The organism is Allobosea vaviloviae (assembly GCF_001298265.1).
GTDB classification, from domain to species: Bacteria; Pseudomonadota; Alphaproteobacteria; order Rhizobiales; family Beijerinckiaceae; genus Allobosea; species Allobosea vaviloviae_B.
The window spans coordinates 151857-175609 of the sequence record NZ_LGSZ01000031.1 but is presented as its reverse complement, the minus strand read 5'-3'; the positions used below and the strand labels follow the sequence as shown (position 1 = coordinate 175609).

Genomic DNA, 23753 nt, shown 5'->3' with positions numbered 1-23753 from the left:
TGTGATCGATCATGATCTGAGCGAACGCATCGCTGTCAGCCTGCGATTCAGCGGCGACGAACTCAATCCTGACGAGGTCAGCACCGTGATCGGCAGCCAGCCGACGCGAGCGTATCGGAAAGGTGACCCGAGAACCTCGCCGAACGGGACGTGCTTGGGTTTGGCTCGGTTTGGATTGTGGTCGCTATCGATAAGCCAAGATCAGCCCGGCGATCTTGAAGCGAAGATTGTGGCGCTGCTTGGCGCGACGACGCAGGATCTGTCGCGGTGGCACGTTTTGACGGGCCGCTTTCGAGCGGAGCTGTTCTGCGGGGTGTTCATGCCGGGCATGAACTGGGGCATCAATCTCAGCCCGGCGATACAGGCAGCGATCGGCCAGCGCGGGCTGGAACTCGATCTCGATATCTACGCCGCCGACGTCGATGACTCGCTTCCGCCGCAGGATCAGGGATTGGCCTGATTACAGCCGCCCCACGACCGGAAACTGCTCGACCTCGTAGACCTGGCCGGACACCGGGGCGCTTTCGTCGGAGAGCCAGAAGGCGGTATGCGCGGCGATCTCCTCGGGCTGCATAATCCGGCCGCTCGGAGCCTGGCGGACCGGGACTTGCGTTTCCCAGCCGGGCTTGCGGCCTTCGCGCTGCTGGGTCGCGTCCTCATTGGCGGTGAAGGTCCAGCCGACATTCAGCTGGTTGACCCGGATGCGCTCCGGGCCGATCGCATCCGCCAGGTTGCGCGTCATCGTCATCAACGCGCCTTTGGACATTGAGTAGACGGTCAGGTTCGACGCCCCGCACCAGGCGTTCAGCGAGCCTACCGTGACGATGGCGCCGCCCGATTTCTGTAGGCGGAAGGCCCGGATCGCGGCCTCGGCGCAGAGCAGCGGCGCGCGGGTGTTGACGGCGAACATATGGTCGAAGAACTCGGCGGTGGTCTCGCCGATGGCGCCGCGCGGATAGATGCCGGCATTGTTGACCAGCCCATCGATGCGGCCAAAGGCCTTGACCGTGGCATCGACGATCGCTTGCGCCGTGGCGGGATCGGCGAGGTCGCCTGCCATGCCCTGCGTGGCAGAGCCCAGATGGCGGCAGGCGGCGTCGATCTCGGCCTGGTCGCGGCCATGGATCAGGACCTTGGTGCCATCAGCCACGAGGCGCTGGGCCATGGCATAGCCGATGCCGTTCGACGAACCGGTGACGAGGATGGCCTTGCCTGCAAGTCCGCGCATGAGGAAGCTCCGTTACATGCCAAGGAGGGGTGTATGGTCGTGACTCGGATCGTTGCCAATATAGCGACCGAAGAGCCGGAGAGGGCGAGCCAGTTCTATGGCGACATCCTCGGATTGAAACGGGTGATGGACCATGGCTGGATCCTCACCCTCGCCGGCGAGGGGGCGTCGGCGCCACAGATCAGCTTTGCCCGCCACGGCGGTGGCGGGGCACCGGTGCCCGACATTTCGATTGAAGTCGACGATCTCGATATCATCCACCAGCGCGTCCTTGCCGCCGGCTTCCCGGTCGAATACGGCCCCGCAGACGAGGAATGGGGCGTGCGGCGATTTTTCGTACGCGATCCGTTCGGCAAGTTGCTCAATATTCTCGCTCATCGGCGCTGATCATCTCCGGCTGTGGAGAAACGCCACAGGTGCTGGCCCGGTCGCCTTACCCCCACTAGATTGCCGCCCATGCCTCTCCACCTGCTCAAGCTCTGCGTCGGCGCCGAATCGATCAGCGATCTCGAGGAGTGGATCGAGGAGCGCATGACGCTGGAGCGGCGGCTCGGCCGTCCGCAGGAGCAGATCCACACGACGCGGATGGTGCCCAAGCGCGTCGAGGAGATCGTCGCGGGCGGATCGCTGTACTGGGTGATCAAGGGCCAGATCTGCGCCCGCCAGCGCCTGATCGCGATCCGCCCCTTCACCGATGGCGACGGCATCGGCCGCTGCCATCTCGTGCTGGAGCCGGTGGTGGTGCCGCTGGAGCCGCGCCCCTGCCGGCCGTTCCAGGGCTGGCGCTATCTCACTGAGACGGACGCGCCGCGCGACATCGACGGCCGCAGCGGCGACCTCGGCGCGATGCCGGAGGCGCTGCGGCGGGAGCTCGCGGAGATGGGGCTGCTTTAGGCGCTCCGTGCCGTCGGTTGGCGATGACCATCGATTTTGCTAATCTGTGGGCATCGTCCGGAGAACGTTGCCATGTCGAAGACCACTCCGATCGTGCTGGATGATCATTTCGACCATTTTGTCGGCGCGCAGGTGAAGGCCGGCAGGTTTGGCTCGCCCAGCGACGTGGTGAAGGCCGGTCTGCAACTGCTTGAAGAGCATGAGGCCAAGGTCCAGGCGCTTCAGGATGCGTTGATCGCCGGAGAGCAGTCTGGCCCTCCGATCGCCTTCGACAATGATGCGTTCCTGGCGCGGATGCGCGCCAGGCATGGCTGAGGCGGGTCGCTACCGGCTTTCCCCGCTGGCGCAGGCCGATCTCGAAGACATCTGGTCCTATACAGCCCTGCGCTGGTCGCCGATTCAGGCCGAAAGCTACCACGCCACGATCATTGGAGCCTTTGAAGGACTGGCTGCCGGCAGGAAGCAAGGCCGTTCCGCCGATATTCGGGCCGGCTATCTCAATATCGGGTTGGATCGCACGTCGTCTTCTACCGCCTCTCCGAAGCGGGCATCGACATCATGCGCGTGCTCCACGAAAGGATGGATGTGAGCCGCCATTTTTAAGCGGCTTGGTTTTCACACCGCGATATTGTCGATCAGCCGCGTCGCGCCGATCCGTGCCGCGACCAGCAGCCGGATCGGCCCGTCCGCCAGCGAGGTCACCGGCGCCAGCGTCTGCGCGTGACGGGCCTCCAGATAGTCGAGCTCGAAGCCGGCCGCGATGATCTCGCCTTGCGCCTCCGCGACCGCCCTGAACAGCTCGTCGCGGTTGCGGATGCGGGTCGCCAGCGCCTGCATGACCTGGTGCAGCAAGGGCGCCAGCGCGCGATGCTCGGGCGAGAGGTAGCGGTTGCGCGAGGACATGGCGAGACCATCGGGCTCGCGGAAGGTCGCCAGCGGCACGATCTCGATGCCGAGGTCGAGATCGGCGGCCATCCGCGTCACCACCTTCAGCTGCTGGTAGTCCTTCTCGCCGAAAACGGCGAAATCGGCCTGGCTTTGCGTGAAGAGCTTGCAGCAGACCGTGGCGACACCCTCGAAATGCGTCGGCCGGAAACGGTCGTCGAGCCCCACCGCCGCCGGTCCCAGCAGCAGGACGCGGGTGGCGAAGCCGGCCGGATACATCTCCTCGACCGGCGGGAAGAACACCGCGTCGGCACCGGCTGCGACGAGCTGGGCGCAGTCGTCGTCGAAGGTGCGCGGATACTTCTTGAAATCCTCATGCGGCGCGAACTGCGTCGGATTGACGAAGATCGAGACGATCACCCGCCTGGCATGGCGCTGCGCCTCCCTGACCAGCGCGATATGGCCCTCATGTAGCGCGCCCATGGTCGGCACGAGCCCGACCTTTTCGCCGGCGGCATGCCATCCCGCCACGGCCGCACGCATCGCGGCGACGGTTTCGAAGATCGCGATCTGGGTCATCGAGTTGGCTCCCTGCTCAATCCACACACAGCCCTCATCCTGAGGAGCCGCGTTTGCGGCGTCTCGAAGGATGTTTCAGGAGGCTCCGGAGATCGCTGGAGCATCCTTCGAGACGCGCTCTGCGAGCGCTCCTCAGGATGAGGGCTGTGTGGACGGGCTCCTGCCGTCGCTGCGCACGGGTAGCAAATGCGCCGCCGATGGCCAATATCAGGGACATGACAGAGAAGACCGATAGGGCGCTCGACAAGACCACCAGCACGGGCGTGAGTCCGGGCCGTTCGGCGCCGGGCGAGATCGACCGTTTCCTCGGCGCGGCCAAGCAGCTCGCGCCACTGGCGACCGGGCAGGCGGGCCGGCTGGTCTTCGCGCTCGACGCGACGATGAGCCGCCAGCCGACCTGGGACCTCGCCTGCTCGCTCCAGGCGCGGATGTTCGAGGTCGCCGCGACCAGCGGCGGGCTGGCTGTGCAGCTGGTCTATTTCCGGGGCTTGGGCGAATGCCGGGCCTCGGGCTGGGTCGGCGAACCGCGCCGCCTCAACGGGCTGATGGGGGCGATCGCCTGCCAGGGCGGCCAGACCCAGATCGCGCGCGTCCTCAAGCATATCCGCGACGAGGCGAAGTCCGTGCCGATCCGCGCCTTCGTGCTCGTCGGCGACGCGATGGAGGAGGATGTCGATGCCCTGGCCGCGCTCGCTGGTGAGCTGGGACTGCGCGGCATCCGCGGCTTCCTGTTTCAGGAGGGGCATGATCCGGCGGCGAGCGCAGCCTTTGCCACGATGGCGCGGCTGACCGGCGGGGCGCATGCGCGCTTCGACGTGAATGCGCCCGATTCTCTGCTCGATCTGCTGCGCGGCGCCGCGGCCTATGCGGCGGGCGGGCGCGAGGCGATGCTGAAGCTCGCCGGCGGCAGCCCGGCCGTGCGCGGCCTGCTCGGCGCGATGGATGGAGGCCGCCGGTGACGCTGCTCTACGGCCTCGCCGCCGTCCTGCTGTTCTGGTGGGTCTCGAAGCTCTTCGCCAGCACCAATCCGAGGCTTCTCGCCAAGGCGATGAAGAGCGGCGGCGGCGTGCTTTCACTGGGGGTCGCCGGCCTCCTGATGATGCGCGGGCGGATGGACATGGCGCTGTTCGTCGGCGGCATCGGCGCCTGGCTGCTCGGCTGGAGCGCGACCGGGCCGGGCGGCATACGCTTTCCGTGGAGCACCGGATCGAGCGAGACGCCCGGCGCGCGCTCGAAGGTCGCCTCGGTGCTGCTGTCGATGGAGCTCGACCATGACAGCGGCGGCATGACCGGAACGGTCAGCGGCGGCAGCTTCGCCGGACGCAGCCTCGACGATCTGTCGCTGGCCGAGATCAGCGCGCTGATGCGCGAGTGCCTCGCTCGGGATCCCGAAGGAGCCCGGCTGCTAGAGGCATATCTCGACCGCCGGTCGCCCGGCTGGCGTGAAGACGCTGATCGTGACCGCGACGCGGGGCAGGGCCGCGCGACGGGCACGGGCGCGATGTCGCAGCAGGAGGCCTACGAGATCCTGGGGCTTCAGCCGGGGGCGGGCGAGGAGGCGATCCGCGAGGCCCATCGCGGGCTGATGAAGCGCATCCATCCGGATGCCGGGGGCACCAGCGGACTTGCCGCTCGCGTCAACCAGGCCAAGGACGTCCTTCTGAAGTGAGGTGCCGGCCGGGAAAGGGTAGGTCTGGTACGACATCGTCAGCGTTCCTTGTCCCTTGTCCGTTCAACCGCGGGTGGCGAAGCAGGCGAAGCCGTCGCGCTTGAGCCTGGCGCAGGCCTTCTCGGCATCCTTGGAGTCGTCGAAGCCGGCGAAGCGGGCGCGAAACAGCGTCGAGCCGCCCTTCTCGACCTTCTCGGTCAGGGCCGTGGCATCGGCGAGCGGGCCGGAAGCCTTGGCGCGGGCGCGGGCCAGGATGTCCTTGGCCTTGGCCTCGTCATCGGTCGCGCCGAGCTGGATGATCCATTTGCCGGCTGTCGCGACGGCGGGGCGGACCTCAGCTGTCCTGGCCGGCTCGGGCGCCTTTTCGGCGAGCTTGGCGACCGTGGTGGTGCCGGCCTCATGCTTCTTCTCGGTCGGGGCGGGCGCCAGGGCGGCCACTTTGAGCGCGGGCTTCTCCTCGGGCTCGGCGACCTTGGCGATCGACGAGGTGACGTCGACATTCGCCGGCGGGCGCATGACCTTGCCGTCGGCGGCGGGAGCGCCGATCGACCAGCGCATGGCCGAGGGCGTCGTCGTCGCGGCGACCGGGCGCATGCCGGAGATCTGCAACTGCTGGGCGGCGCCGATGTTGACGGGGCGCGGCGGGGCGATCGGGGTCGTCGTCGCGACCGGCGCATAGGCGCGGGCGGCGGCGGGAAGCGGGCTTTCCGTCTCGATGCGCGGACGCGGAACCGGCAGCGGCGCGGGCTCGGACGCCGCGGCGGTTACGACCGGAGCGCTGGGGCGCTGGCGCTCGGGAGCGCGTTCCTGGACACGCTCCGGCTGCCGCTCCTCGGGCTCGGGCGCCTCGGCGACGGCGGTGGCGCGGCCGCTGGTTGCGGCGCGCGGCAAGGTCTGCGCCACGAGGTCGGCCATGATCTTGTCGCGCGCGTTGCCGGAGCGGCCGCCGAGCACGACGGAGACGATGTGCCGGCCTTCCGACTTGGCCGAGGTCATCAGGTTGAAGCCGGAGAGATTGGTGTAGCCGGTCTTGATGCCGTCCACGCCCTCGACCCGTCCGAGCAGCTTGTTGTGGTTGCGATAGGCGCCGCCGGCATAGTTGAACACGCGCGTCGAGAACATCGGATAGTAGCGCGGGAAGCGCTCCTGGATGGCGCGGGCCAGGATGGTGAGGTCGCGCGCCGTGGTGATGTTGGGTGGGCTGTGGGGCAGGCCGTGCGGGTTGTAGAACGCCGAGCGGCTCATGCCGATCGAGCGGGCGCGGGCCGTCATCATCTGCGCGAATTCGTCCTCGGAGCCGCCGACATTCTCGGCGACCGCCATGGCGACGTCGTTGGCCGACTTGGTCACCAGGGCCAGAATCGCATCACGCACGGAGATCGTCTCTCCAGGCGCGAAGCCGATCTTGGAGGGCGCCTGCCGCGCGGCGTTGGCGGAGACCGTCAGCTCCGAATCCATCCTGAAGCGGCCGCGCTCGAGCTGCTCGAACAGCAGATAGAGCGTCATGACCTTGGTGATGGAGGCCGGGATGCGCGGGGCATCCTCGTTGACGGCGTGCAGGGTACGGCCGGACTTCACGTCGACGACCATCGCCGCATAAGGCGGCGCATAGCCGCCGCCGACATGGCGCCGCTTCTTGCGGGCCGCCTCGGCCGGAGACGCCACCGTCGCCACCGCGATCGCGACGATACCGATCATTCCGACGAGCGTGCGAAAGCGCACGCGCCGGGACCCAACGCAACTGAAAGCCATGCAACCCGCCTCAACCAGAACTCACGTCCCCGGTCCCGGCCACGTCCTGCGACGTGGCATAAGGGACACAGTTGAGGAGGTTAGGACGATGCGGTTACGGAGCCGTTAAAAGGCTAACGATCTCGATGCGTGATGCGCGACAGGCGGCCTGCGTCTGATGCATTGCAGCATGTCCTTGACATTCATGTTGCGCTGCACAATATGCAGTCAGTCCCGGTGATGAACGCTTTCATCTGACCTAGGGGCGCAGAAACCCGGGCCTTCGGGCTCGTCAGCAAGAGGCGGCATTCGTGCCGAGGGAAGAAACATGATCCAGCAGTTCGAGACCATCCAGAAGGCTTCCAAAGAGAACGTCGACGCGGCCCTGAAGGCTTTCGGCGCTACCTCCAAGAGCGTGCAGACGATCGCCGTCGAGGCAACCGACTACGCCAAGAAGTCCTTCGAGACCGGCACCGCCGCGATCGAGAAGCTGGCCGGCGTCAAGACGCTCGAGAAGGCCATCGAGATCCAGACCGACTACGTCAAGACCGCCTTCGAGGGCGCGATTGCCCAGATGACCAAGATGGGCGAGCTCTACTCCTCGCTGGCCAAGGACGCCTACAAGCCGTTCGAGGGCATCGTCGCCAAGGCCGTTCCGGCCAGCAAGTGATGTGATGCCGTGCTGCCCGCGAGGGCGGCGCCGGTTCCCTGACACGCTATCGAACCCGGCCGCGAGGCCGGGTTTTTCTTTGCCAAAGGGCAATCTAATAAGTATTTATTCCTATATTAAGGCAGGCGCCTTTGCTCTCGCTGGCCTCCACTGGCCTTCACTCGTGAGAGTGAGCGAGTTTTAGGACGTGTGATCGTCTTCGTGATCGAGCGCCGTCCACCTGATACCCCACCCGCTGAAGGATCGGAATCTCGTCGACGTACGACGCGAAGCGCGATCCGACTTCTTCGGCAGGCTGAGTAGGTTGGAGACAACGCCGATCACGAGGGCGACCACCACGTCCAGCAGGATTTCAAGCATGCGGGGTCGTGGTCTCGTTCTCGAGCCAACAAAAAACCCGCCGAGAAACTCGGCGGGTTCAGACGGGCGCGATTCGTCCCGTACATAAAATGCGTGCCATATTGCGCCTTCGACAACCAGTATTTTTTCACATCCTCTTTGACCATCACGCGGAAGCTCGGCGGCCCAGCTACGACCGAAGGCTCACGTTCTTTGAACCGATTGAAAACTGTCGCGAGGAAGCGCATGTCTTGCCCGTCGCCGCGCGCGCCGCGGCCTGCAAGCCAGTGGTTCCTCCCATGCTCGACAAAGCGATTCCGCCGCGGACCCTGAAGCTGAACGTTGCCGACAATGTCGCCGTCGCCGTTGATCCCGTCGATGTCGGCGTCACGGCGGCAGGTGTGACGGCGCTGAAACGGATTCCGCGCGGGCACAAGCTCGCGCTGGCGGCGATCGCGACCGGCGAGCCAATCCGCAAGTTCGGCCAGATCATCGGCTTCGCCACGGTCGATATCCCGCCCGGCGAATGGGTGCATGAGCACAATACCGGCTTCCACGCCTTCGAGCGCGATTATGCCTTCTGCGCCGAGGCAAAGCCGGAATTCGTGCTGCCGGTCGAGCAGCAGGCGACCTTCGAGGGCTTTCGTCGGGCGAACGGCAAAGCCGGCACGCGCAATTATGTGGGCATCCTGACCTCGGTGAACTGCTCGGCCTCGGCGGCGCGCTTCATGGCCGAGGAGGTCAAGCGCTCCGGCCTGCTCGCCGACTATCCGAATGTGGACGGCGTGATCGCGCTCACCCACGGCACCGGCTGCGGCATCGACTATAATGGCGAGAGCTTCGAGGTGCTGAAGCGCACCACCTGGGGCTATGCCTGCAACCCGAACATGGCGGCCGTGCTGGTGGTCGGGCTCGGCTGCGAGGGCTTCCAGATCAAGCGCATGAAGGACGCCTATGGCGTCGAGGAAAGCGATGTCTTCCGCACGCTGACGATCCAGGAGACCGGCGGCACCAGGAAGGCGGTTGCGGCCGGCATCGACGCGCTCAAGGTCATGCTGCCGATCGCCAACCGCGCCGTGCGCGAGACAGTGCCGGCGTCGGAACTGATGCTCGCGCTGCAATGCGGCGGCTCGGACGGCTATTCCGGCATCACCGCCAATCCGGCGCTGGGCAAGGCCGTCGACCTCCTGGTCGAGCATGGCGGCACGGCGATCCTCTCCGAGACGCCGGAGATCTACGGCGCCGAGCATCTCCTGACGCGGCGCGCCGCCACCCGCGAAGTCGGCGAGAAGCTCGTCGGCATCATCAAGTGGTGGGAGGACTACACGGCCCGCGCCCGGATGGACATGAACAACAACCCGTCGCCCGGCAACAAGGCCGGCGGGCTGACCACGATCCTGGAGAAGTCTCTGGGTGCGGCCGCCAAGGGCGGCACCAAGACGCTGGCCGCAGTCTACCACTATGCCGAGCCGGTGACGTCCAAGGGGTTCGTCTACATGGACACGCCCGGCTACGACCCGGTCTCGGCGACCGGGCAGGTGGCCGGCGGCGCCAATATCCTCGCCTTCACCACCGGGCGCGGCTCGGCCTATGGCTGCAAGCCGACGCCTTCGGTCAAGCTCGCCACGAACACGCCGATGTATCTCAAGCAGACCGACGACATGGACCTCAATTGCGGCGATGTCCTCGACGGCGTGACGCTGGAGGAAAAGGGCCAGGAGATCTTCGACTACCTGCTGCGCATCGCCTCGGGCGAGCACTCGAAGTCGGAAGAGATGGGCTATGGCGACGCCGAGTTCGTGCCCTGGCAGATCGGCGCGACGATGTGAGGGGGAACAGACGCGGTCGTCCATGCGTTCCATCCCATTGCCTGGGAAAGGGACCCGATGACCCGTCACGTGCTCGCCACCTCCGTTCTCGCAGCCTTCCTGTTCGTCGGGGGGCCTGCTGTCGCGACACCTGTTTCGGCCCCCGCCGCATCGACAGGCCTTCTCGGCGCGGCTCGACCATTCGATATCGAAACGGTCCAAATCCGCGGCAACGAGCCCCAGTATCGCGGGAACCGCCAGTTTCGCGGTAACCACCAGTATCGCCGCGGTGCTCCCGGCGTGAGACGCTACGGCCCCCGTCCGCGTTACGCGCCGGGCGGACGCTTCCGTTTTGCCCCTCCCGGATATCGCCGCTACGGCGCGCGGCCGGGCAATTGGCGTACGCGCGGTTGTGTCACGGTCGGGGCGATCTGGTTCTGCCCCTGATCTCAAACATGGTCCCAATGGGAAAGCCGGGCTTGCGCCCGGCTCTTTTTTTCGGGAGATCGTGAACCTTGGGGCGGGCTGAAATGACTGCGTAACGATGCCGCGCCGAGAGACAGCGCGCCGGCCGTTCCCTTTCCTTCGCCTGAGGTTCCTCATGAAGACCGTTCTGCTCGTCACCATCCCGCGCGTTCTGCTCGGGCTGCTCTTCCTCGTCTCCGCCGTCGACGGCTTCTGGTGGCTGGCGACCGGAAGCCACCTGATCCATCCGCCGACGAGCGAGCGCGGCGTCGCCTTCGAGGTCGCGCTGCAGAATTCAGGCTTCCTCTGGCCGCTGTTGAAGACGGTCAACCTGCTCGGAGGCGTGAGCCTGCTGACCAACATCGCCCCCGCCCTGGGCCTCGCCATGATCGCGCCGGTGATGGCCGTGATCGTGCTGTTCCATCTGGTGATCAATCCGCAAGGTATCCCCGTCGCGGTGATCCTGGTTGTGCTCGGTTCGCTGCTGGTCTGGGCTTATCGGGATCGGTACGCCGCGCTGCTGAAGTAGCGGGGAAGCGTCATTCTCGGGCGCAGCGAAGCGTAGACCCGAGAATCTCCGGACGAGAATGAACTGGTTTCCGAGATGCTCGGGTCAAGCCCGAGCATGACGCTTTTCCTCAAACCGAAAACCCGCGCAACCTGTCGCTGAGTTCGCCGATCCTGTCGGCGGCGACGTTGGCGATGGCTATGCGCAGGTGCTGTTCCTGCCCGGGTCCGAAATAGGGGCCGGGCAGGGCGAGCACGCCTCGCTCCTGCACCAATGCGCGCACCACCTCGGCGGCCGGCACGTCAGCGAAGGGATGCGCGACATAGGCGAAATAGGCGCCGGCCGCGAGCACGCGCCAGCCGTTGTGCGGGGCCATCGCCTCGCGGAAGAGCGCGGCGCGGGCGTTGATCTCGATGCGGTTGGCTTCGCGCCACGGGCGGATGCCCTCAATGCCCCAGGTCACGGCGGCCTGGCCGGCGCGCACAGGGCTGATCTGGACGCAATCGAGCACCTTGGCGATCTCGGCCATGACGGCCTCGCCCGCCGTGATCGCGCCGAGCCGCCAGCCCGGAACGGCATAGGCTTTCGAGAAGCTGTAGAGCCCGATGACCGAATCCTGCCAGCTCGTTGTGGCGAAGACTTCATGTGGCGCGGCAACGCCGGCGGGCAGGAAATCGCGATAGGTCTCGTCGAGCACCAGCCAGAGCCCGCGCCGGGCGCAGAGTTCGGCGAAGGCGGCGATGGCGGCGGGCGGATAGATCGCACCAGTCGGGTTATTCGGCGTCACCAGCACGATGGCGCGCGTGCCTGAATCGATCAGCGCCTCGGCGGTCGCGACATCGGGAACGAAGCCCGCAGTGGGATCGCAGGGCAGGGGCCGCGCCTCGATGCCGAGCATGCGCAGCGTCATCTCGTGATTGAAATACCACGGCACCGGCAGCAGCACGTTCTCGCCCGCCTTGGCCAGCGCCATCATCGTCATGACGAAGGCCTGATTGCAGCCTGAGGTGATCGCCACCTCGGCCGGTTTGAAGGCCGCGCCGTAGATCGTCGCGATGTCTGCCGCGTAGGCCTCGCGCAGGGGCATGTCGCCGGTGATCGGCCCGTAGCGGGTCGAGTCGGGCGAGCGCGCGGCCTGCGCCAGCCGTTCGAGCAATTCTGCAGGCGGCGGCGAGCCTGGTACGGCCTGGGAGAGGTCGACCAGCGGGCCGGAGCGGCCGTCATAGGCGCGGGCCCAGCCCTGTGCCTGCGGGATCGGCGGTGTGCCGGTGTCGATGAGGTTGGGGTTCAGGACGGCGGAGGCGGGCTGGAGCATGGCCGGCAGCTTTGGGACCCCGGCACGCTGGCGTCAATCATCCCTTGCGCATGCCAGGCTATCAGCTTGGATGCTGAGTCGGGTCCGCCCATATCTCGCTCAGGGAGATGAAGTGGAGAGCGCATGGACAACGAGACTGACGATGCCATCGAGGCGCTGCATGAGATGCTCGACCGTGCGGCGTCGATCGTCGCCTTCACCGGGGCCGGCATCTCGACCGAATCGGGCGTGCCGGATTTCCGCACGCCGGGCTCGCCCTGGACGGTCAACAAGCCGATCCCGTTCGAGGCCTTTGTGAGGAGCCGCGAGGCGCGCATCGAAGCCTGGCGGCGCAAATTCGCGATGGACGACCATTATGCCGGCGCTGCCCCCAATCGCGGCCATCGGGCGCTCGCGCGGCTGGTCGATGAGGGGCGCTCGCCCGCCATCATCACCCAGAACATCGACGGCCTGCACCAGGCCTCGGGCGTGCCCGACGACCGGGTGATCGAACTCCACGGCAACGGCACCTATGCGACCTGCCTGACCTGCGGCTGGCGGCACGAACTGGCGGCGATCCGCCCCGCCTTCGAGGCGAGCGGAGAGCCGCCATCCTGTGTGATGTGCGCCGGGCCAGTGAAATCGGCGACGGTTTCCTTCGGCCAGGCGATGCCGCAGGACAAGATGAGCCGGGGGCAGCAACTGGCTCTGGAGGCCGAGCTTTTCCTCGTCGTCGGCTCGTCGCTGGTGGTCTACCCAGCAGCGACGCTGCCGATCATTGCCAAGAAGCGAGGCGCGGTGCTCGTCATCGTCAACCGCCAGCCGACGGAACTGGACGCCATCGCCGATCTGGTCGTGCGGGCCGAGATCGGGGCGGTGCTGGGGCGGCTGGCGGGATAGGGCGGCCTGCGGTGTTTCTGTCCCACGCCGCCAGACCGCTTGTGGCTGCGCGGAAACAGGCTATGCGGGCAGGGCGTTGTCATCCCCGTTGTCCGCAGACCCGTCGAAGGCCATTCATGTCCCGAGAGAAAACCATCCCGACTGCCGCCCTCGTGCTGGGCGCCGCCGGGATCATCCCTTTCATGGCCTGCACCGTCGGGCTGGCGGCCGGGCTGACGCTGCCGGTCGTCGGCGGGGGCGCGCGCCTGACCCAGGCGCTCATCGTCTATGGCGTGGCGATCCTGTCCTTCCTCGGCGGCGTGCGCTGGGGCATCGCGCTCGGCTATGAGGACGACAGCCAGGCGCGGCGGGACTATGCCATTGCCGTTGTGCCGGCGCTTGTCGGCTGGGGCGCAGCCCTCCTCGCGCCGACGCTCGCATTGTGGACGCTCTGCGCCGCGTTCATCCTGCTGGGGCTGATGGATTACGGCCTCTATTGCCGCGAGGTCGCGCCGGAGTGGTATGGTCGCTTGCGGCTGGGCCTGTCGGGGGCTGTCGCGGAGCTGCTGGGCGTCGCTGCGGCCTCGGCCTGAGGATCAATCCCGCGAAGCCACGGCCAGCCTCACCGCCAGCGCCCCGAAAACAACCCCCATCAGCTTTTGCGGCCAGCGCGCCAGATGAGGGCGCGCGGCGAGCGCGTGGCCGAGCCGGCTCGCGGTCAGGATGACCAGGCCGTTGGCGATCAGGCCCGTCCCGTTCAGGATCGTCGCCAGTACCATGACCTGCAGCGCAACCGAGCCTGCTTCGGGTTTCAGGAACTGCGGCAGCAGCGCCAGCATGAACAGCGCCATCTTCGGGTTCAGAAGGTTCGTCAGCAGCCCTTGCAGGACGATGCGGCGCATCGGCACCCGAGGCTGGCCCGAATTGGGCGCAAACAACGGCGCCTTTGCCCGCAAGGTCGTCCAGGCCAGCCAGGCCAGATAGGCCGCACCGCAAAACCGCAGGACATCATAGGCGGCCGGCACCAGCAGGAAGAGCTGAGACAGGCCGAAGGCCGCCGCGAAGGCCTGGAGATAGCTGCCGGCCGCGATGCCGAGATAGGTCATGAAGCCCGCGATGCGGCCCTGGCTCAGGCTGCGCGAGGCGATCAGCAGCATGTCGGGGCCGGGCGTCGCGGTCAGGACCGCGCAGGCGGCCGCAAACAGCGCCAGCGTTGCGAGATCGGGCATCACATCCTCCAGTGGCGTCTGTGTCGCGCCTGCAGAAGCCAGGCACGATTCGGCGGAACGCAAAATAGCTCTACACCGCGCAATTCCCTGATCGCGGATGTGGATGACGTAAAGCCGGCTGTATCGCGACTCCCCAGCAATGGTATCGTGACACCACGAATCAAGCCATTTTCGGCGGGGGTGGGTGGCAGATGTCCGACGAGTTCGGTGAGGGCGGGCGAAGACAGGTGGGACCGATCCAGTCGCTCAATCGCGTGATGCGGCTCGACGACCATGACGGGCTCGGAGTCGATGCCGGGGTCGAGGTCAGCGGCCATGTCAAATGGTTCGACGTCAGCAAGGGTTACGGCTTCGTCGTTCCCGAGGATGGCGGTGCCGATGTCCTCGTCCATGTCACCATCCTGAAGCGCGACGGCTTCAATGCCATCGCCGAGGGTGCCCATATCGTCTTGGAGGCGATCGAGAAGCCACGCGGGCGCCAGGCGATCCGCGTGCTGTCGATCGACACCAGCGCGGCGCGCCACCCCGCCGAGATGCCGCTGGCACGCACCAATGTCCAGGTCACGCCGACGAGCGGGCTGGAGCGGATGACGGTGAAGTGGTTCAACCGCCTGCGCGGTTTCGGCTTCGTCTCGGCCGGCGAGAATGCGCCCGATGTCTTCGTCCATATGGAGACCATGCGGCGCTATGGTCTGGTCGAGCTGATCCCCGGCCAGGTCGTGCTGGTGCGCTACGGACCCGGGCCGAAGGGCCTGATGGCCGCCGAGATCCGGCTGGAGCAGGGCGGGGTCGCCAGCTCTCATTGAGCCGAGCGGCCACTGCGGAATCAGGAAGGCGCCGGGAACGGCGCCTTTTTCTTTTGCAGGCCAGGTTCCTTTCGCCCGCATGCGCCGGCCGCATCGCTGCACACCATGGCCGTGGTGTACATGATTCCAGTTGTGGCGTTAAACTGAGCACGATGCTTATTGTATGGGCATCTGATCCGTTCAGCTCGCAGGACCCAGTGAAGCTTTTCAGACCGATCCTTGCCGGGGCCACTCTCGGCGAACGTTCGATCGCCTGCGCTGGAGCCTTCGTGGCGGTTGCGCTGACAGCGACTGCGGCCGGCTTTGCCTTTTCGCTGCACTCGCCCCTGCTCGCCGCGCCGATCGGTGCCTCGGCGGTGTTGGTGTTCGCGGTCCCCGCCAGTCCGCTGGCGCAGCCCTGGCCGGTGATCGGCGGCAACACCATTTCGGCCTTCGTCGGGCTCGCCGCCGCCTGGGCGATTCCCGACGCCACGCTCGCGGCCGCCTGCGCGGTCGCGCTTGCCATCGCGGTGATGTCGCTGACCCGGTCGCTGCATCCGCCCGGTGGGGCGGTCGCGCTGACGGCGGCGCTCGGCAGCCCCATTGTCGCGAAATGGGGCGCGATGTTCCCGCTGGTGCCGGTGGCCCTGAACTCGCTGTCGCTGGTCGCGCTGGGGATGGCCTTCCACGCGCTGTCGAGACGGTCCTATCCGCATCGTGCGCCGGCTCCGGCCGCCGTCGATGAGGCTGGCCCCGCCGCCGCCTTCAACCCGACGGATATCGACGCAGCGGTGGCGCAGATGGGCGAGACGCTCGATATCAGCCGCGAGGACCTCGACCGACTGCTTCGCTATGCCGAGGCCAATGCCGCACGCAGGCAGGCGCCTCTTTCCTGACGCTGCCGGTATCGGCTCCTACAGCGCGAAGGATGTTCCGCAGCCGCAGGACGAGGTCGCGTTGGGATTGGTGATCTTGAAAGATTGCCCGACAAGGTCGTCGACGAAATCGATCGTGCAGCCTTCGAGCAGGTCAAGCGAGGTCTCGTCGATCAGCACGGTGGCACCGTCGCGCTCGATCACGAGATCGCCCGGAGCCTTCTCATGGTCGACGTCGAAGATGTACTGGAAGCCGGAGCAGCCGCCGCCTGCAACGCTGACACGCAGCATCGAGCCCGGCGCTTCCTTGGCCATCACGGAGAGAATGCGGGTCGCAGCCTTGTCGGTGACGGCGATCCCGCGCGGATTGACCGCAAGCTCGATGGACATTCTGGCGATCTCCCGGAGCAGAAGCTCCTTGCACCTGAGTTGACCACGAAGGTAATGGCAGCACAGCGCTCCGACAAGCAGGAGCCGGTAACGGATCAGCCATGCCGCATCGACACGACGCCGAAGGCGGGCGCGAGCCGGGCGACCGCTGGCGGGCGCCTTACGCCTGCCGCACCGCGACGAGCCGCGGGCGTCTGGTCGTCGAGCCGGCCTCGCCGACGCGCAACCCGTTCCAGCGCGACCGCGATCGGATCATCCATTCGACCGCCTTCCGCCGGCTGAAGCACAAGACGCAGGTCTTCGTCTCGCATGAGGGCGACCATTTCCGCACAAGGCTGACGCATACGATCGAGGTGGCGCAGATCGCGCGGGCTCTGGCGCGGGCGCTGGGGCTCGATGAGGACCTGGCCGAGGCACTGGCGCTGGCGCACGACCTCGGCCACACGCCTTTCGGCCATACCGGGGAGGATGCGCTCGACGCCTGCATGGCGGGCCTCGGCGGCTTCGACCACAACGCCCAGACGCTGCGGATCGTCACGCGGCTGGAGCGGCGCTATGCCGGCTTCGACGGTTTGAACCTGACCTGGGAGACGCTGGAGGGGCTGGTCAAGCACAACGGCCCTTTGCTGTTTCCCGACGGGACGCCGACCGAGCGCTATGCCACGAGCGGCATTCCGGCTGCGATCGTCGAATACCAGGCGAAGCAGGATCTCTGGCTGGACAGCTACGCCTCGGCCGAAGCGCAGGCGGCAGCGCTCGCCGACGACATCGCCTACAACGCCCACGACATCGACGATGGTCTGCGGGCTGGATTGTTCGGGCTGTCTGATCTGCGCGCGGTGCCCTTCCTCGCCGAACTGCTCGACGAGATCGACCGATTGCATCCAGGGCTCGAGACGACGCGTGCCACCAACGAGCTGGTGCGGCGGGTGATCACCCGCTTCGTCGAGGGCGTCATCGCGGAGTCGCAAGCGAGGCTGGAAGAGTTGGCGCCGAGGGATGCCGATGCCATCAGGCGCGCGCGCGGGCCGGTCGTCGCCTTTCCGGAGGCGATCGAGACCGCCGACCGCGAGATCAAGTCCTTCCTCTATCCCAACATGTACCGCCATGCCCGGATCGCGCCGATCCGCGCGGATGCGGCGCAGGTGGTGACGGACCTGTTCGGGCGCTTCAGCGCCGATCCCGACCTGATGCCTCCCGACTGGGCTGCGGGCTGCGGCAACCTCGACAGCCCCCGCCGGGCCCGCCGAATCGCCGACTATATCGCCGGGATGACCGACTGGTACGCGCTCGACGAGCATCGCCGCCTGTTTGACGCGACCCCCTCGCTGCGATAGGGCCGGGCGCTCCCGATCTTCCAGAACCTGCGTTTTGCAGCAGATATTGGCCGCCATGAACCTGTTCGAGACCTATTCCGCCCGCGTCGCCACCGCGCTTTCGGCGCTCGCCGCACGCGGCTCCCTGCCTGCGGGGCTCGATCTCGGGCGTGTCGTGGTCGAGCCGACGCGCGACGCCGCCCATGGCGATCTCGCCACCAATGCCGCGATGGTGCTCGCCAAGGAGGCCGGCACCAATCCGCGCGCGCTGGCCGCATTGCTGGTCGAGGAGCTGGTCAAGGACGCCGAGATCGTCAAGGCGGAGATCGCGGGGCCGGGCTTCATCAACCTGACGCTGCAGCCGGCCGTCTTCACCGCGATCCTGAAGGACGCCGTCGAGCGCGGGCAGGACTACGGCCGCGGTGCAGACAAGCCCGAGCCGAAGGTCAATGTCGAATATGTCTCGGCCAACCCGACCGGGCCGATGCATGTCGGCCATGGCCGCGGCGCCGTGTTCGGCGATTCGCTCGCGAACATCCTTGCCTTCGCCGGCCATGACGTGGCGCGCGAATACTACATCAACGATGCCGGCGCGCAGGTCGATGTGCTCGCTCGCTCCGCCTTCCTGCGCTACCGCGAGGCGCTGGGCCAGACGATCACGATTCCCGAAGGGCTCTATCCCGGCGACTATCTCGTCTCCGTCGGCGAGACGCTGGCGCAGGCCCATGGCGAGGCGCTGCTGTCCAAGCCCGAAGCCGAGTGGCTGCCGCTCGTCCGCAGTGTCGCGATCGACGGTATGATGGCGATGATCCGCGACGATCTCGCCGCGCTCGGCGTCGTCCACGACGTCTTCTTCTCGGAGCGCTCACTGCAGGGCCGGGACGGCGGCGACAACGCCGTGCATCGGACGATCAAGGATCTGCGCGCCCGCGATCTTGTCTATGAGGGCCGGCTGCCGCCGCCCAAGGGCCAGAAGGACGAGGACTGGGAGGATCGCGAGCAGACGCTGTTCCGGGCCACGCGCTTCGGCGACGACGTCGATCGGCCGCTGTTGAAATCGGATGGCAGCTACACCTATTTCGCCAACGACATCGCCTATCACGGCTCGAAATTCGCGCGCGGCTACGCGCAGATGATCGACGTCTGGGGCGCCGACCATGGCGGCTACGTCAAGCGCATGCAGGCGGCGGTGAAGGCGGTGACCCATGAAAAGGGCGCGCTCGACGTCAAGCTCTGCCAACTCGTCAAGCTCCTGCGCAACGGCGAGCCGGTGAAGATGTCGAAGCGCTCGGGCGATTTCGTCACGCTGCGCGAGGTCATCGACGAGGTCGGCCGCGATGCGGTGCGCTTCATGATGATCTTCCGCAAGAACGACGCGACGCTCGACTTCGATCTCGCGAAGGTGGTCGAGCAGTCGAAGGACAATCCCGTTTTCTACGTCCAGTACGCGCATGCGCGCTGCGCCTCGATCTTCCGGCAGGCGCGCGAGGCGTTCCCCGATCTCGACCTTGCGCCGGCCGCGCTGGCGGGCGCGGACCTTGCCCGCCTCACCGACGAAGCTGAAGTGGGTATCGTCAAGTTGATCGCGTCCTATCCGCGCGTCATCGAAAGCGCGGCGGCCGCGCATGAGCCACATCGCGTGGCCTTCTTCGTGCACGAGCTGGCAAGCGCATTCCATTCGCTGTGGAACAAGGGCAAAGACTCGCCGCAATTACGGTTCGTTAATCAAACTGATCGAGAGTCGACTTTGGCGAGGTTGGCGTTTGTGCATGCTGTGCGCAGCGTCCTTGCTTCCGGTCTGGCTGTCGCAGGCGTTGCGGCGCCGGACGAGATGCGCTGATGGCCGGCTGGCCCTCGGTGCACACAAGGTCAGATTGACCGCGCGGCGCGTTGGGCGTTCCATTCGTGTCGTCGGTCTGTGCTGGAATGGATCATGCCATGAGTGAGCCAGCTAGAAACCGTTTTGCCCTCGATCTCGAAGATCTCGAGCGCCAGCTTCGCAGTGCCGGTCAGGCGCCCAAGTCGGGGCAGGCGGTCGATCCGCTGGCCGAACTGACGCGCATCGTCGATCAGGGTGATCCGCTGAAGGACATCTTCGGTCATCGGGGCGGCCAGGCGGCGCTCACCCAGCGGGTGCCGGCGGCGTGGCAGACTCAGGCTCATGCGCGCCCCGTGGAGCCTTCGCGTCAGGAGCCGTCCTTCGATCCGGTCCAGCAGTTGCAGGTGGTTGCCGAGCAGTCGCCGCCGCCAGCCGAACTGCGTGGCGCGCTGGATGAATTCGAGGCGCTGCTGCGCCGCACCGATGCGGCGCGGCCGACCTCGGCGCCCGCAGACGCTGCGCCGGCCCGAGCCGAGCCGCATTTCGGCCAGGACTATGCGGGGCAGGACTCCGCAGGGCATGCCTATGCGGGGCAGGACTACGTGCCCCAACAGTACGAACATGACGATCAGAGCTTCGAGCGGCCCTCGCCGCAGGGCTATGCGCGACCCGTCGCTGTGCCGGGGCAGGTTCCCGCGCCGCGCGATCTCGACGAGGCGCGCGAGCCCTATGCGTATGATGATCAGCAGGGCGCCTATGACGCGCAGCAGGCGGCGGGCCTTCCGGCGGACGAGGACATGCCGGATCTGGAGCCGCGCCGCTCGCGCAAGGGACTCTATGCCGCGGCAGCCTTGATCGTGGTCGGTGTCGTCGGCGTCGGTGCTGCGATGTCGCTGCGCGGCACGACGACGCGTTCGGACGGCCAGCCTCCGACCATCAGCGCCGCCACCGGGCCGACCAAGGTCGAGCCGACCAATCCCGGCGGGGCCGATATCCCCAATCAGAACAAGCAGATCTATGAACGCCCTGGCGACGCGCCGGTCGGGCAGACCAAGGTGGTGAGCCGCGAGGAGCAGCCGGTCGACGTCCAGCAGGCGGCGCGCTCGCTGCCGGCGCGGGTCGTGCTGCCGGGGCCGGGCTCGGGCGTCGCGACGACCCCCGCGGCCAATGCGCTGTCGCAGGCGCCGGCTGCCGTCTCACGTGATGCGGTGCCGTCCGAGCCCGCTCTGACTCCGGTTCCGCCGGTGCCTGGACTCGGCGAGCCGCGCCGGGTGCGCACCGTCTCGATCCGGCCCGATGGCACGCCCGCGCCGGCTGCAAACAGCTCGGCGACCTACACGGGCGCCGCGGCGCCACTGTCCACGGGCTCGGCACCGCCGGCCCGGCCGAGTGCGATCGTCCCGGCCGACACGTCGACGACGTCGACCACGACGCAGCCTCGCCCGCGCCCCAACAATGTGCAGGTGCAGGAACCGGCCAAGGTGCAGGAGCGCGCCGCGACGCCGGCTCCGGCGACGACGCCATCCGCTCCGCTGCGCATCGCCGCCGCCCCCGCCGCGCAGACCCCTGCTGCTCCCGCGCCCGCGACCGCCGCCATTCGCAGCGGAACCGGCGATTTCGTGGTGCAGCTTGGTGCGCCCGGCAGCGAATCGGAGGCGCGTGCGACCTTCGCAGCACTCCAGCGCAAATATCCCGAGCAGCTCGCTGGTCAGGCGCCGATCGTCCGCAAGACCGAACTCGCAGGCGGCAAGACGGTCTACCGCCTCCGTGTCGGGCCGTATTCGCGCGACGACGCCACGACGATGTGCACTGCGCTGCAATCGGCGGGCGGGCAGTGCTTCATCGCCAAGAATTGAAGACCGAGAGATGATGGCCAGGAACTGACGGCCAGCCGATCCGGGCAGCACCAGCCGCCCGGATCGCGAGCACCTTCTGACCCTTCGAACCGGCGGCGCCCTGCGTCGCCGGTTTTTCGTTGGCGTCTGGCGCAATGCATCCCGGCGACACGGTCGATGGTTCCCGAACCGGTTTCGTGCGATGAGCGCGGCGGCAGAGTCGCACGTGCCTCTCGCGAGGCTGCGGCTGAAGACCATAAGAACACCCGGAGGATGACCATGGATCGCCGCAATTTCGTCAAGACAGCCGCAACCGGCGCTGCCGGCAGCGCCCTGATCGCCGCGCCCGCCATCGCGCAGGGCCAGCCCAAGGTCTCCTGGCGCCTGACCTCGAGCTACCCGAAGAGCCTCGATACGCTGTTTGGCCTGTCGACCCAGGTCGCCAAGCGCGTCGCCGAGGCGACGGACGGCAATTTCCAGATCCAGGTCTTCGCACCGGGCGAGATCGTGCCGGGCCTCCAGGCGCTCGACGCCGTTCAGAACGGCACGGTGGAATGCAGCCACACCCTGTCGAGCTTCTATATCGGCAAGGATCCGGCCTTCGCCTTCGAGACCTCGCTGCCCTTCGGCTTCAACACCCGCCAGCAGAATGCCTGGCTCTATTCCGGCGGCGGGCTCGAGCTCTGCCGGGCCTTCATGCAGAAGTTCAACATCCACACCATCCCGTCCGGCAACACCGGCGCGCAGATGGGCGGCTGGTTCCGCAAGGAGATCAAGTCGCTGGAGGATCTGAAGGGCCTGAAAATGCGCATCGCCGGCATGGGCGGGCAGATCATGGCCAAGCTCGGCGTCGTGCCGCAGCAGATCGCAGGGGGCGACATCTATCCGGCGCTGGAGCGCGGCACGCTCGATGCAGTCGAGTTCTCCGGCCCGCTCGACGACGAGAAGCTCGGCTTCCAGAAGGTCGCGAAATACTACTACTATCCCGGCTTCTGGGAGGGGAACGCCAACGTTTCCTTCCTGGTGAACCTTGAGAAGTGGAACGCGCTGCCGGCCTCCTACAAGGCTATCGTGGAAGCGGCCTGCGCCGAGGCGAACGCGCTGTGCGTCGCGAAGTACGACCACGGCAATCCCGATGCGCTGGTGCGCCTCGCCGGTACCGGCGCGGAGCTGCGGCCCTTCCCGCAGGAGGTGATGCTGGCGGCGTTCAAGGAGGCCTATGCGCTCTATGCGGAGCTTGCCGCCTCGAACCCGAACTTCAAGGCCTTCTACGATTCCTTCCTGCCGTACTGGAAGAAGGAAAACCTCTGGTTCCGCATCGCCGAGCTGCCCTTCGACGCCTTCAACGCCCAGATGTCGGCGCAGATGCGCTGAAGCCGATCGTCATTGCGAGCGCAGCGAAGCAATCCAGAGCGATACGCTCGACGCCCCTGGATTGCTTCGTCGCTTCGCTCCTCGCAATGACGGGGCGCTTGACCGCCCCCGTGCCGCTTCCTAACCCAGTGCCATGACCTCACGCGCCTTCATCGCCGGCTGCCTCGGCACGAGCCTGACCCAGGACGAGCGCGCCTTCTTCGGGGATGCGCGGCCCTGGGGCTTCATCCTGTTCAAGCGCAACACGGAAAGCCCGGCGCAGGTCGCGGCGCTGACGGCACAAATGCGCGAGAGCGTCGGCTGGCACGCGCCGATCCTGATCGACCAGGAGGGTGGCCGGGTTCAGCGCATGGGCCCGCCGCACTGGCCGAAATATCCGCCCGCCCGCGCCTTCCTCGGGATCAACGATCCCGTGCAGCAGCGCGAGATCGTCAGGCTCTCGGCCCGCCTGATGGCGCATGATCTCAAGGCTGTGGGCATCGACGTCGACTGCCTGCCGGTGCTCGACGTGCCCGTCGCCGGCAGCCACGACGTCATCGGCGACCGCGCCTATGCGCATGAGCCCGACATGGTGGCGCGGCTCGGGCGGGCCGCGGCCGAGGGGCTGCTGGCCGGCGGCGTGCTGCCGGTGATCAAGCACATGCCTGGTCATGGCCGGGCGCGGGCCGACAGCCATCACGATCTGCCTGTCGTCGAGGCCTCGCTGGACGCGCTGCGGGCCCATGATTTCCGGCCCTTCCGGCACCTCGCCGACATGCCGCTGGCGATGACGGCGCATGTCGTCTTCACCGACATCGATCCAAAGCACCCGGCGACGGTGTCGCGCAAGGTGGTGCAGGGGATCATGCGCGGCGAGCTCGGCTATGACGGGCTGATCATGACCGACGACATCTCGATGAAGGCACTGTCTGGCGGATTCGCCGAAAAGTCCCGTGCCGCGATCCGCGCCGGGGTCGACGTCGTGCTGCATTGCCACGGCATCATGGACGAGATGGTCGCGGTCGCCGGCGCCGTGCCGGAGATGAAGGGCGCGCGTGCAAGACGCGCCGCGATGGCGCTCGCGCGCATCCGGCACGAGCCCGAGCCGCTCGATGTGGACGGCGCGCGCGCCCAGCTCGCGAGCGCGCTTGCCTTGAGCGCCTGAACAGCGGAACCTGCGGCGCTCATGCGTCCTTCGCGTG

At 67.1% G+C, this 23753-nt stretch carries 23 protein-coding genes and 2 pseudogenes; 19 read left to right on the top strand and 6 right to left on the bottom strand.

All coding sequences use genetic code 11. From position 1 onward, the window contains the following. The first annotated feature begins 1 nt into the window (after position 1). A complete protein-coding gene (locus AE618_RS27260) occupies positions 2-460 on the top strand; it encodes a DUF4279 domain-containing protein (RefSeq protein WP_082365131.1) in 459 nt (152 codons plus the stop codon). On the opposite strand, the gene AE618_RS09645 is transcribed toward AE618_RS27260, so the two are convergent. Beyond that, positions 461-1228: an SDR family NAD(P)-dependent oxidoreductase gene (locus AE618_RS09645; RefSeq protein ID WP_054208835.1), complete on the bottom strand. Its 768-nt coding sequence runs from the start codon at positions 1226-1228 to the stop codon at positions 461-463. Between the two features lie 33 nt (positions 1229-1261). Here AE618_RS09645 and AE618_RS09640 point away from each other — a divergent pair, with 33 nt between their 5' ends. The 4 genes and pseudogenes from AE618_RS09640 to AE618_RS27255 all read left to right on the top strand — a co-directional run bounded on the left by AE618_RS09640 (position 1262) and on the right by AE618_RS27255 (position 2725). Then, positions 1262-1615 carry a VOC family protein gene (locus AE618_RS09640; protein WP_054208834.1) on the top strand — a complete coding sequence of 118 codons (354 nt, stop codon included), beginning with the start codon at positions 1262-1264 and terminating at the stop codon, positions 1613-1615. A 69-nt stretch (positions 1616-1684) separates the two neighbouring features. Further along, positions 1685-2122, top strand: coding sequence for a DUF1489 family protein (locus tag AE618_RS09635; protein WP_054208833.1), 438 nt, complete (start codon positions 1685-1687; stop codon positions 2120-2122). Between the two features lie 72 nt (positions 2123-2194). Further along, entirely contained in the window at positions 2195-2437 is a 243-nt protein-coding gene (locus tag AE618_RS09630) for a type II toxin-antitoxin system ParD family antitoxin (protein ID WP_054208832.1), read from the top strand. Beyond that, positions 2397-2725, top strand: a pseudogene (locus AE618_RS27255) (type II toxin-antitoxin system RelE/ParE family toxin). Before AE618_RS09630 ends, AE618_RS27255 begins: the two are co-directional and overlap by 41 nt. Positions 2726-2737: 12 nt before the next feature. Here the strand turns inward: AE618_RS27255 and panC are convergent. After that, complete coding sequence (gene panC / locus AE618_RS09625; protein WP_054208831.1) at positions 2738-3586, bottom strand: pantoate--beta-alanine ligase; 849 nt, start codon at positions 3584-3586, stop codon at positions 2738-2740. A gap of 197 nt (positions 3587-3783) precedes the next feature. Between panC and AE618_RS09620 the strand changes: the two genes are divergently transcribed. Together AE618_RS09620 and AE618_RS09615 are read left to right on the top strand one after the other, a co-directional pair. Continuing rightward, on the top strand, positions 3784-4545 hold the full coding sequence (locus AE618_RS09620; protein ID WP_082365130.1) for a hypothetical protein: 762 nt from the start codon (positions 3784-3786) through the stop codon (positions 4543-4545). Then, a complete protein-coding gene (locus tag AE618_RS09615) occupies positions 4542-5255 on the top strand; it encodes a DnaJ domain-containing protein (protein WP_054208830.1) in 714 nt (237 codons plus the stop codon). The genes AE618_RS09620 and AE618_RS09615 overlap by 4 nt, the downstream gene beginning before the upstream one ends. A gap of 63 nt (positions 5256-5318) precedes the next feature. Here the strand turns inward: AE618_RS09615 and AE618_RS09610 are convergent, their stop codons facing one another. Then, on the bottom strand, positions 5319-6953 hold the full coding sequence (locus AE618_RS09610) for an SPOR domain-containing protein (RefSeq protein ID WP_082365144.1): 1635 nt from the start codon (positions 6951-6953) through the stop codon (positions 5319-5321). A 361-nt stretch (positions 6954-7314) separates the two neighbouring features. Between AE618_RS09610 and AE618_RS09605 the strand changes: the two genes are divergently transcribed. The 3 genes from AE618_RS09605 to AE618_RS09590 all read left to right on the top strand — a co-directional run bounded on the left by AE618_RS09605 (position 7315) and on the right by AE618_RS09590 (position 10797). Then, complete coding sequence (locus AE618_RS09605) at positions 7315-7656, top strand: phasin family protein (RefSeq protein ID WP_054208828.1); 342 nt, start codon at positions 7315-7317, stop codon at positions 7654-7656. Positions 7657-8294: 638 nt separating this feature from the next. Continuing rightward, complete coding sequence (locus tag AE618_RS09595) at positions 8295-9824, top strand: UxaA family hydrolase (RefSeq protein WP_054208895.1); 1530 nt, start codon at positions 8295-8297, stop codon at positions 9822-9824. A gap of 580 nt (positions 9825-10404) precedes the next feature. Beyond that, a complete protein-coding gene (locus AE618_RS09590) occupies positions 10405-10797 on the top strand; it encodes a hypothetical protein (protein WP_054208826.1) in 393 nt (130 codons plus the stop codon). Between the two features lie 109 nt (positions 10798-10906). Here the strand turns inward: AE618_RS09590 and AE618_RS09585 are convergent, their stop codons facing one another. Then, entirely contained in the window at positions 10907-12091 is a 1185-nt protein-coding gene (locus tag AE618_RS09585) for an aminotransferase (RefSeq protein WP_054208825.1), read from the bottom strand. Positions 12092-12214: 123 nt separating this feature from the next. Here AE618_RS09585 and AE618_RS09580 point away from each other — a divergent pair, with 123 nt between their 5' ends. Both AE618_RS09580 and AE618_RS09575 read left to right on the top strand, forming a co-directional pair. Next, positions 12215-12970, top strand: a complete 756-nt coding sequence (locus AE618_RS09580) for an SIR2 family NAD-dependent protein deacylase (protein WP_054208824.1) — start codon at positions 12215-12217, stop codon at positions 12968-12970. A gap of 116 nt (positions 12971-13086) precedes the next feature. Further along, complete coding sequence (locus tag AE618_RS09575; RefSeq protein WP_054208823.1) at positions 13087-13542, top strand: DUF3429 domain-containing protein; 456 nt, start codon at positions 13087-13089, stop codon at positions 13540-13542. Positions 13543-13545: 3 nt separating this feature from the next. On the opposite strand, the gene AE618_RS09570 is transcribed toward AE618_RS09575, so the two are convergent. Next, complete coding sequence (locus AE618_RS09570; protein WP_054208822.1) at positions 13546-14178, bottom strand: LysE family translocator; 633 nt, start codon at positions 14176-14178, stop codon at positions 13546-13548. 191 nt (positions 14179-14369) lie between these two features. Here AE618_RS09570 and AE618_RS09565 point away from each other — a divergent pair, with 191 nt between their 5' ends. Both AE618_RS09565 and AE618_RS09560 read left to right on the top strand, forming a co-directional pair. After that, positions 14370-14984: a cold-shock protein gene (locus tag AE618_RS09565; protein ID WP_054208821.1), complete on the top strand. Its 615-nt coding sequence runs from the start codon at positions 14370-14372 to the stop codon at positions 14982-14984. Between the two features lie 152 nt (positions 14985-15136). Next, positions 15137-15841: pseudogene (locus AE618_RS09560) on the top strand (HPP family protein); the annotation flags it as partial. A 36-nt stretch (positions 15842-15877) separates the two neighbouring features. Here the strand turns inward: AE618_RS09560 and AE618_RS09555 are convergent. Beyond that, on the bottom strand, positions 15878-16228 hold the full coding sequence (locus AE618_RS09555; RefSeq protein ID WP_054208819.1) for a HesB/IscA family protein: 351 nt from the start codon (positions 16226-16228) through the stop codon (positions 15878-15880). Between the two features lie 101 nt (positions 16229-16329). Between AE618_RS09555 and AE618_RS09550 the strand changes: the two genes are divergently transcribed. From AE618_RS09550 to nagZ, 5 genes are all read left to right on the top strand, one after another. After that, on the top strand, positions 16330-17565 hold the full coding sequence (locus tag AE618_RS09550) for a deoxyguanosinetriphosphate triphosphohydrolase (RefSeq protein ID WP_054208818.1): 1236 nt from the start codon (positions 16330-16332) through the stop codon (positions 17563-17565). A gap of 55 nt (positions 17566-17620) precedes the next feature. Beyond that, positions 17621-19384: an arginine--tRNA ligase gene (argS, locus tag AE618_RS09545; protein WP_054208817.1), complete on the top strand. Its 1764-nt coding sequence runs from the start codon at positions 17621-17623 to the stop codon at positions 19382-19384. 98 nt (positions 19385-19482) lie between these two features. Next, positions 19483-21219 carry an SPOR domain-containing protein gene (locus AE618_RS09540; RefSeq protein WP_054208816.1) on the top strand — a complete coding sequence of 579 codons (1737 nt, stop codon included), beginning with the start codon at positions 19483-19485 and terminating at the stop codon, positions 21217-21219. Positions 21220-21477: 258 nt separating this feature from the next. Continuing rightward, positions 21478-22572, top strand: a complete 1095-nt coding sequence (locus tag AE618_RS09535; protein ID WP_054208815.1) for a TRAP transporter substrate-binding protein — start codon at positions 21478-21480, stop codon at positions 22570-22572. Between the two features lie 133 nt (positions 22573-22705). Beyond that, the gene (gene nagZ / locus AE618_RS09530; RefSeq protein ID WP_054208814.1) at positions 22706-23716 is read left to right on the top strand and encodes a beta-N-acetylhexosaminidase; all 1011 of its coding nucleotides are present in this window, start codon (positions 22706-22708) and stop codon (positions 23714-23716) included. The last annotated feature ends 37 nt before the right edge of the window (positions 23717-23753 follow it).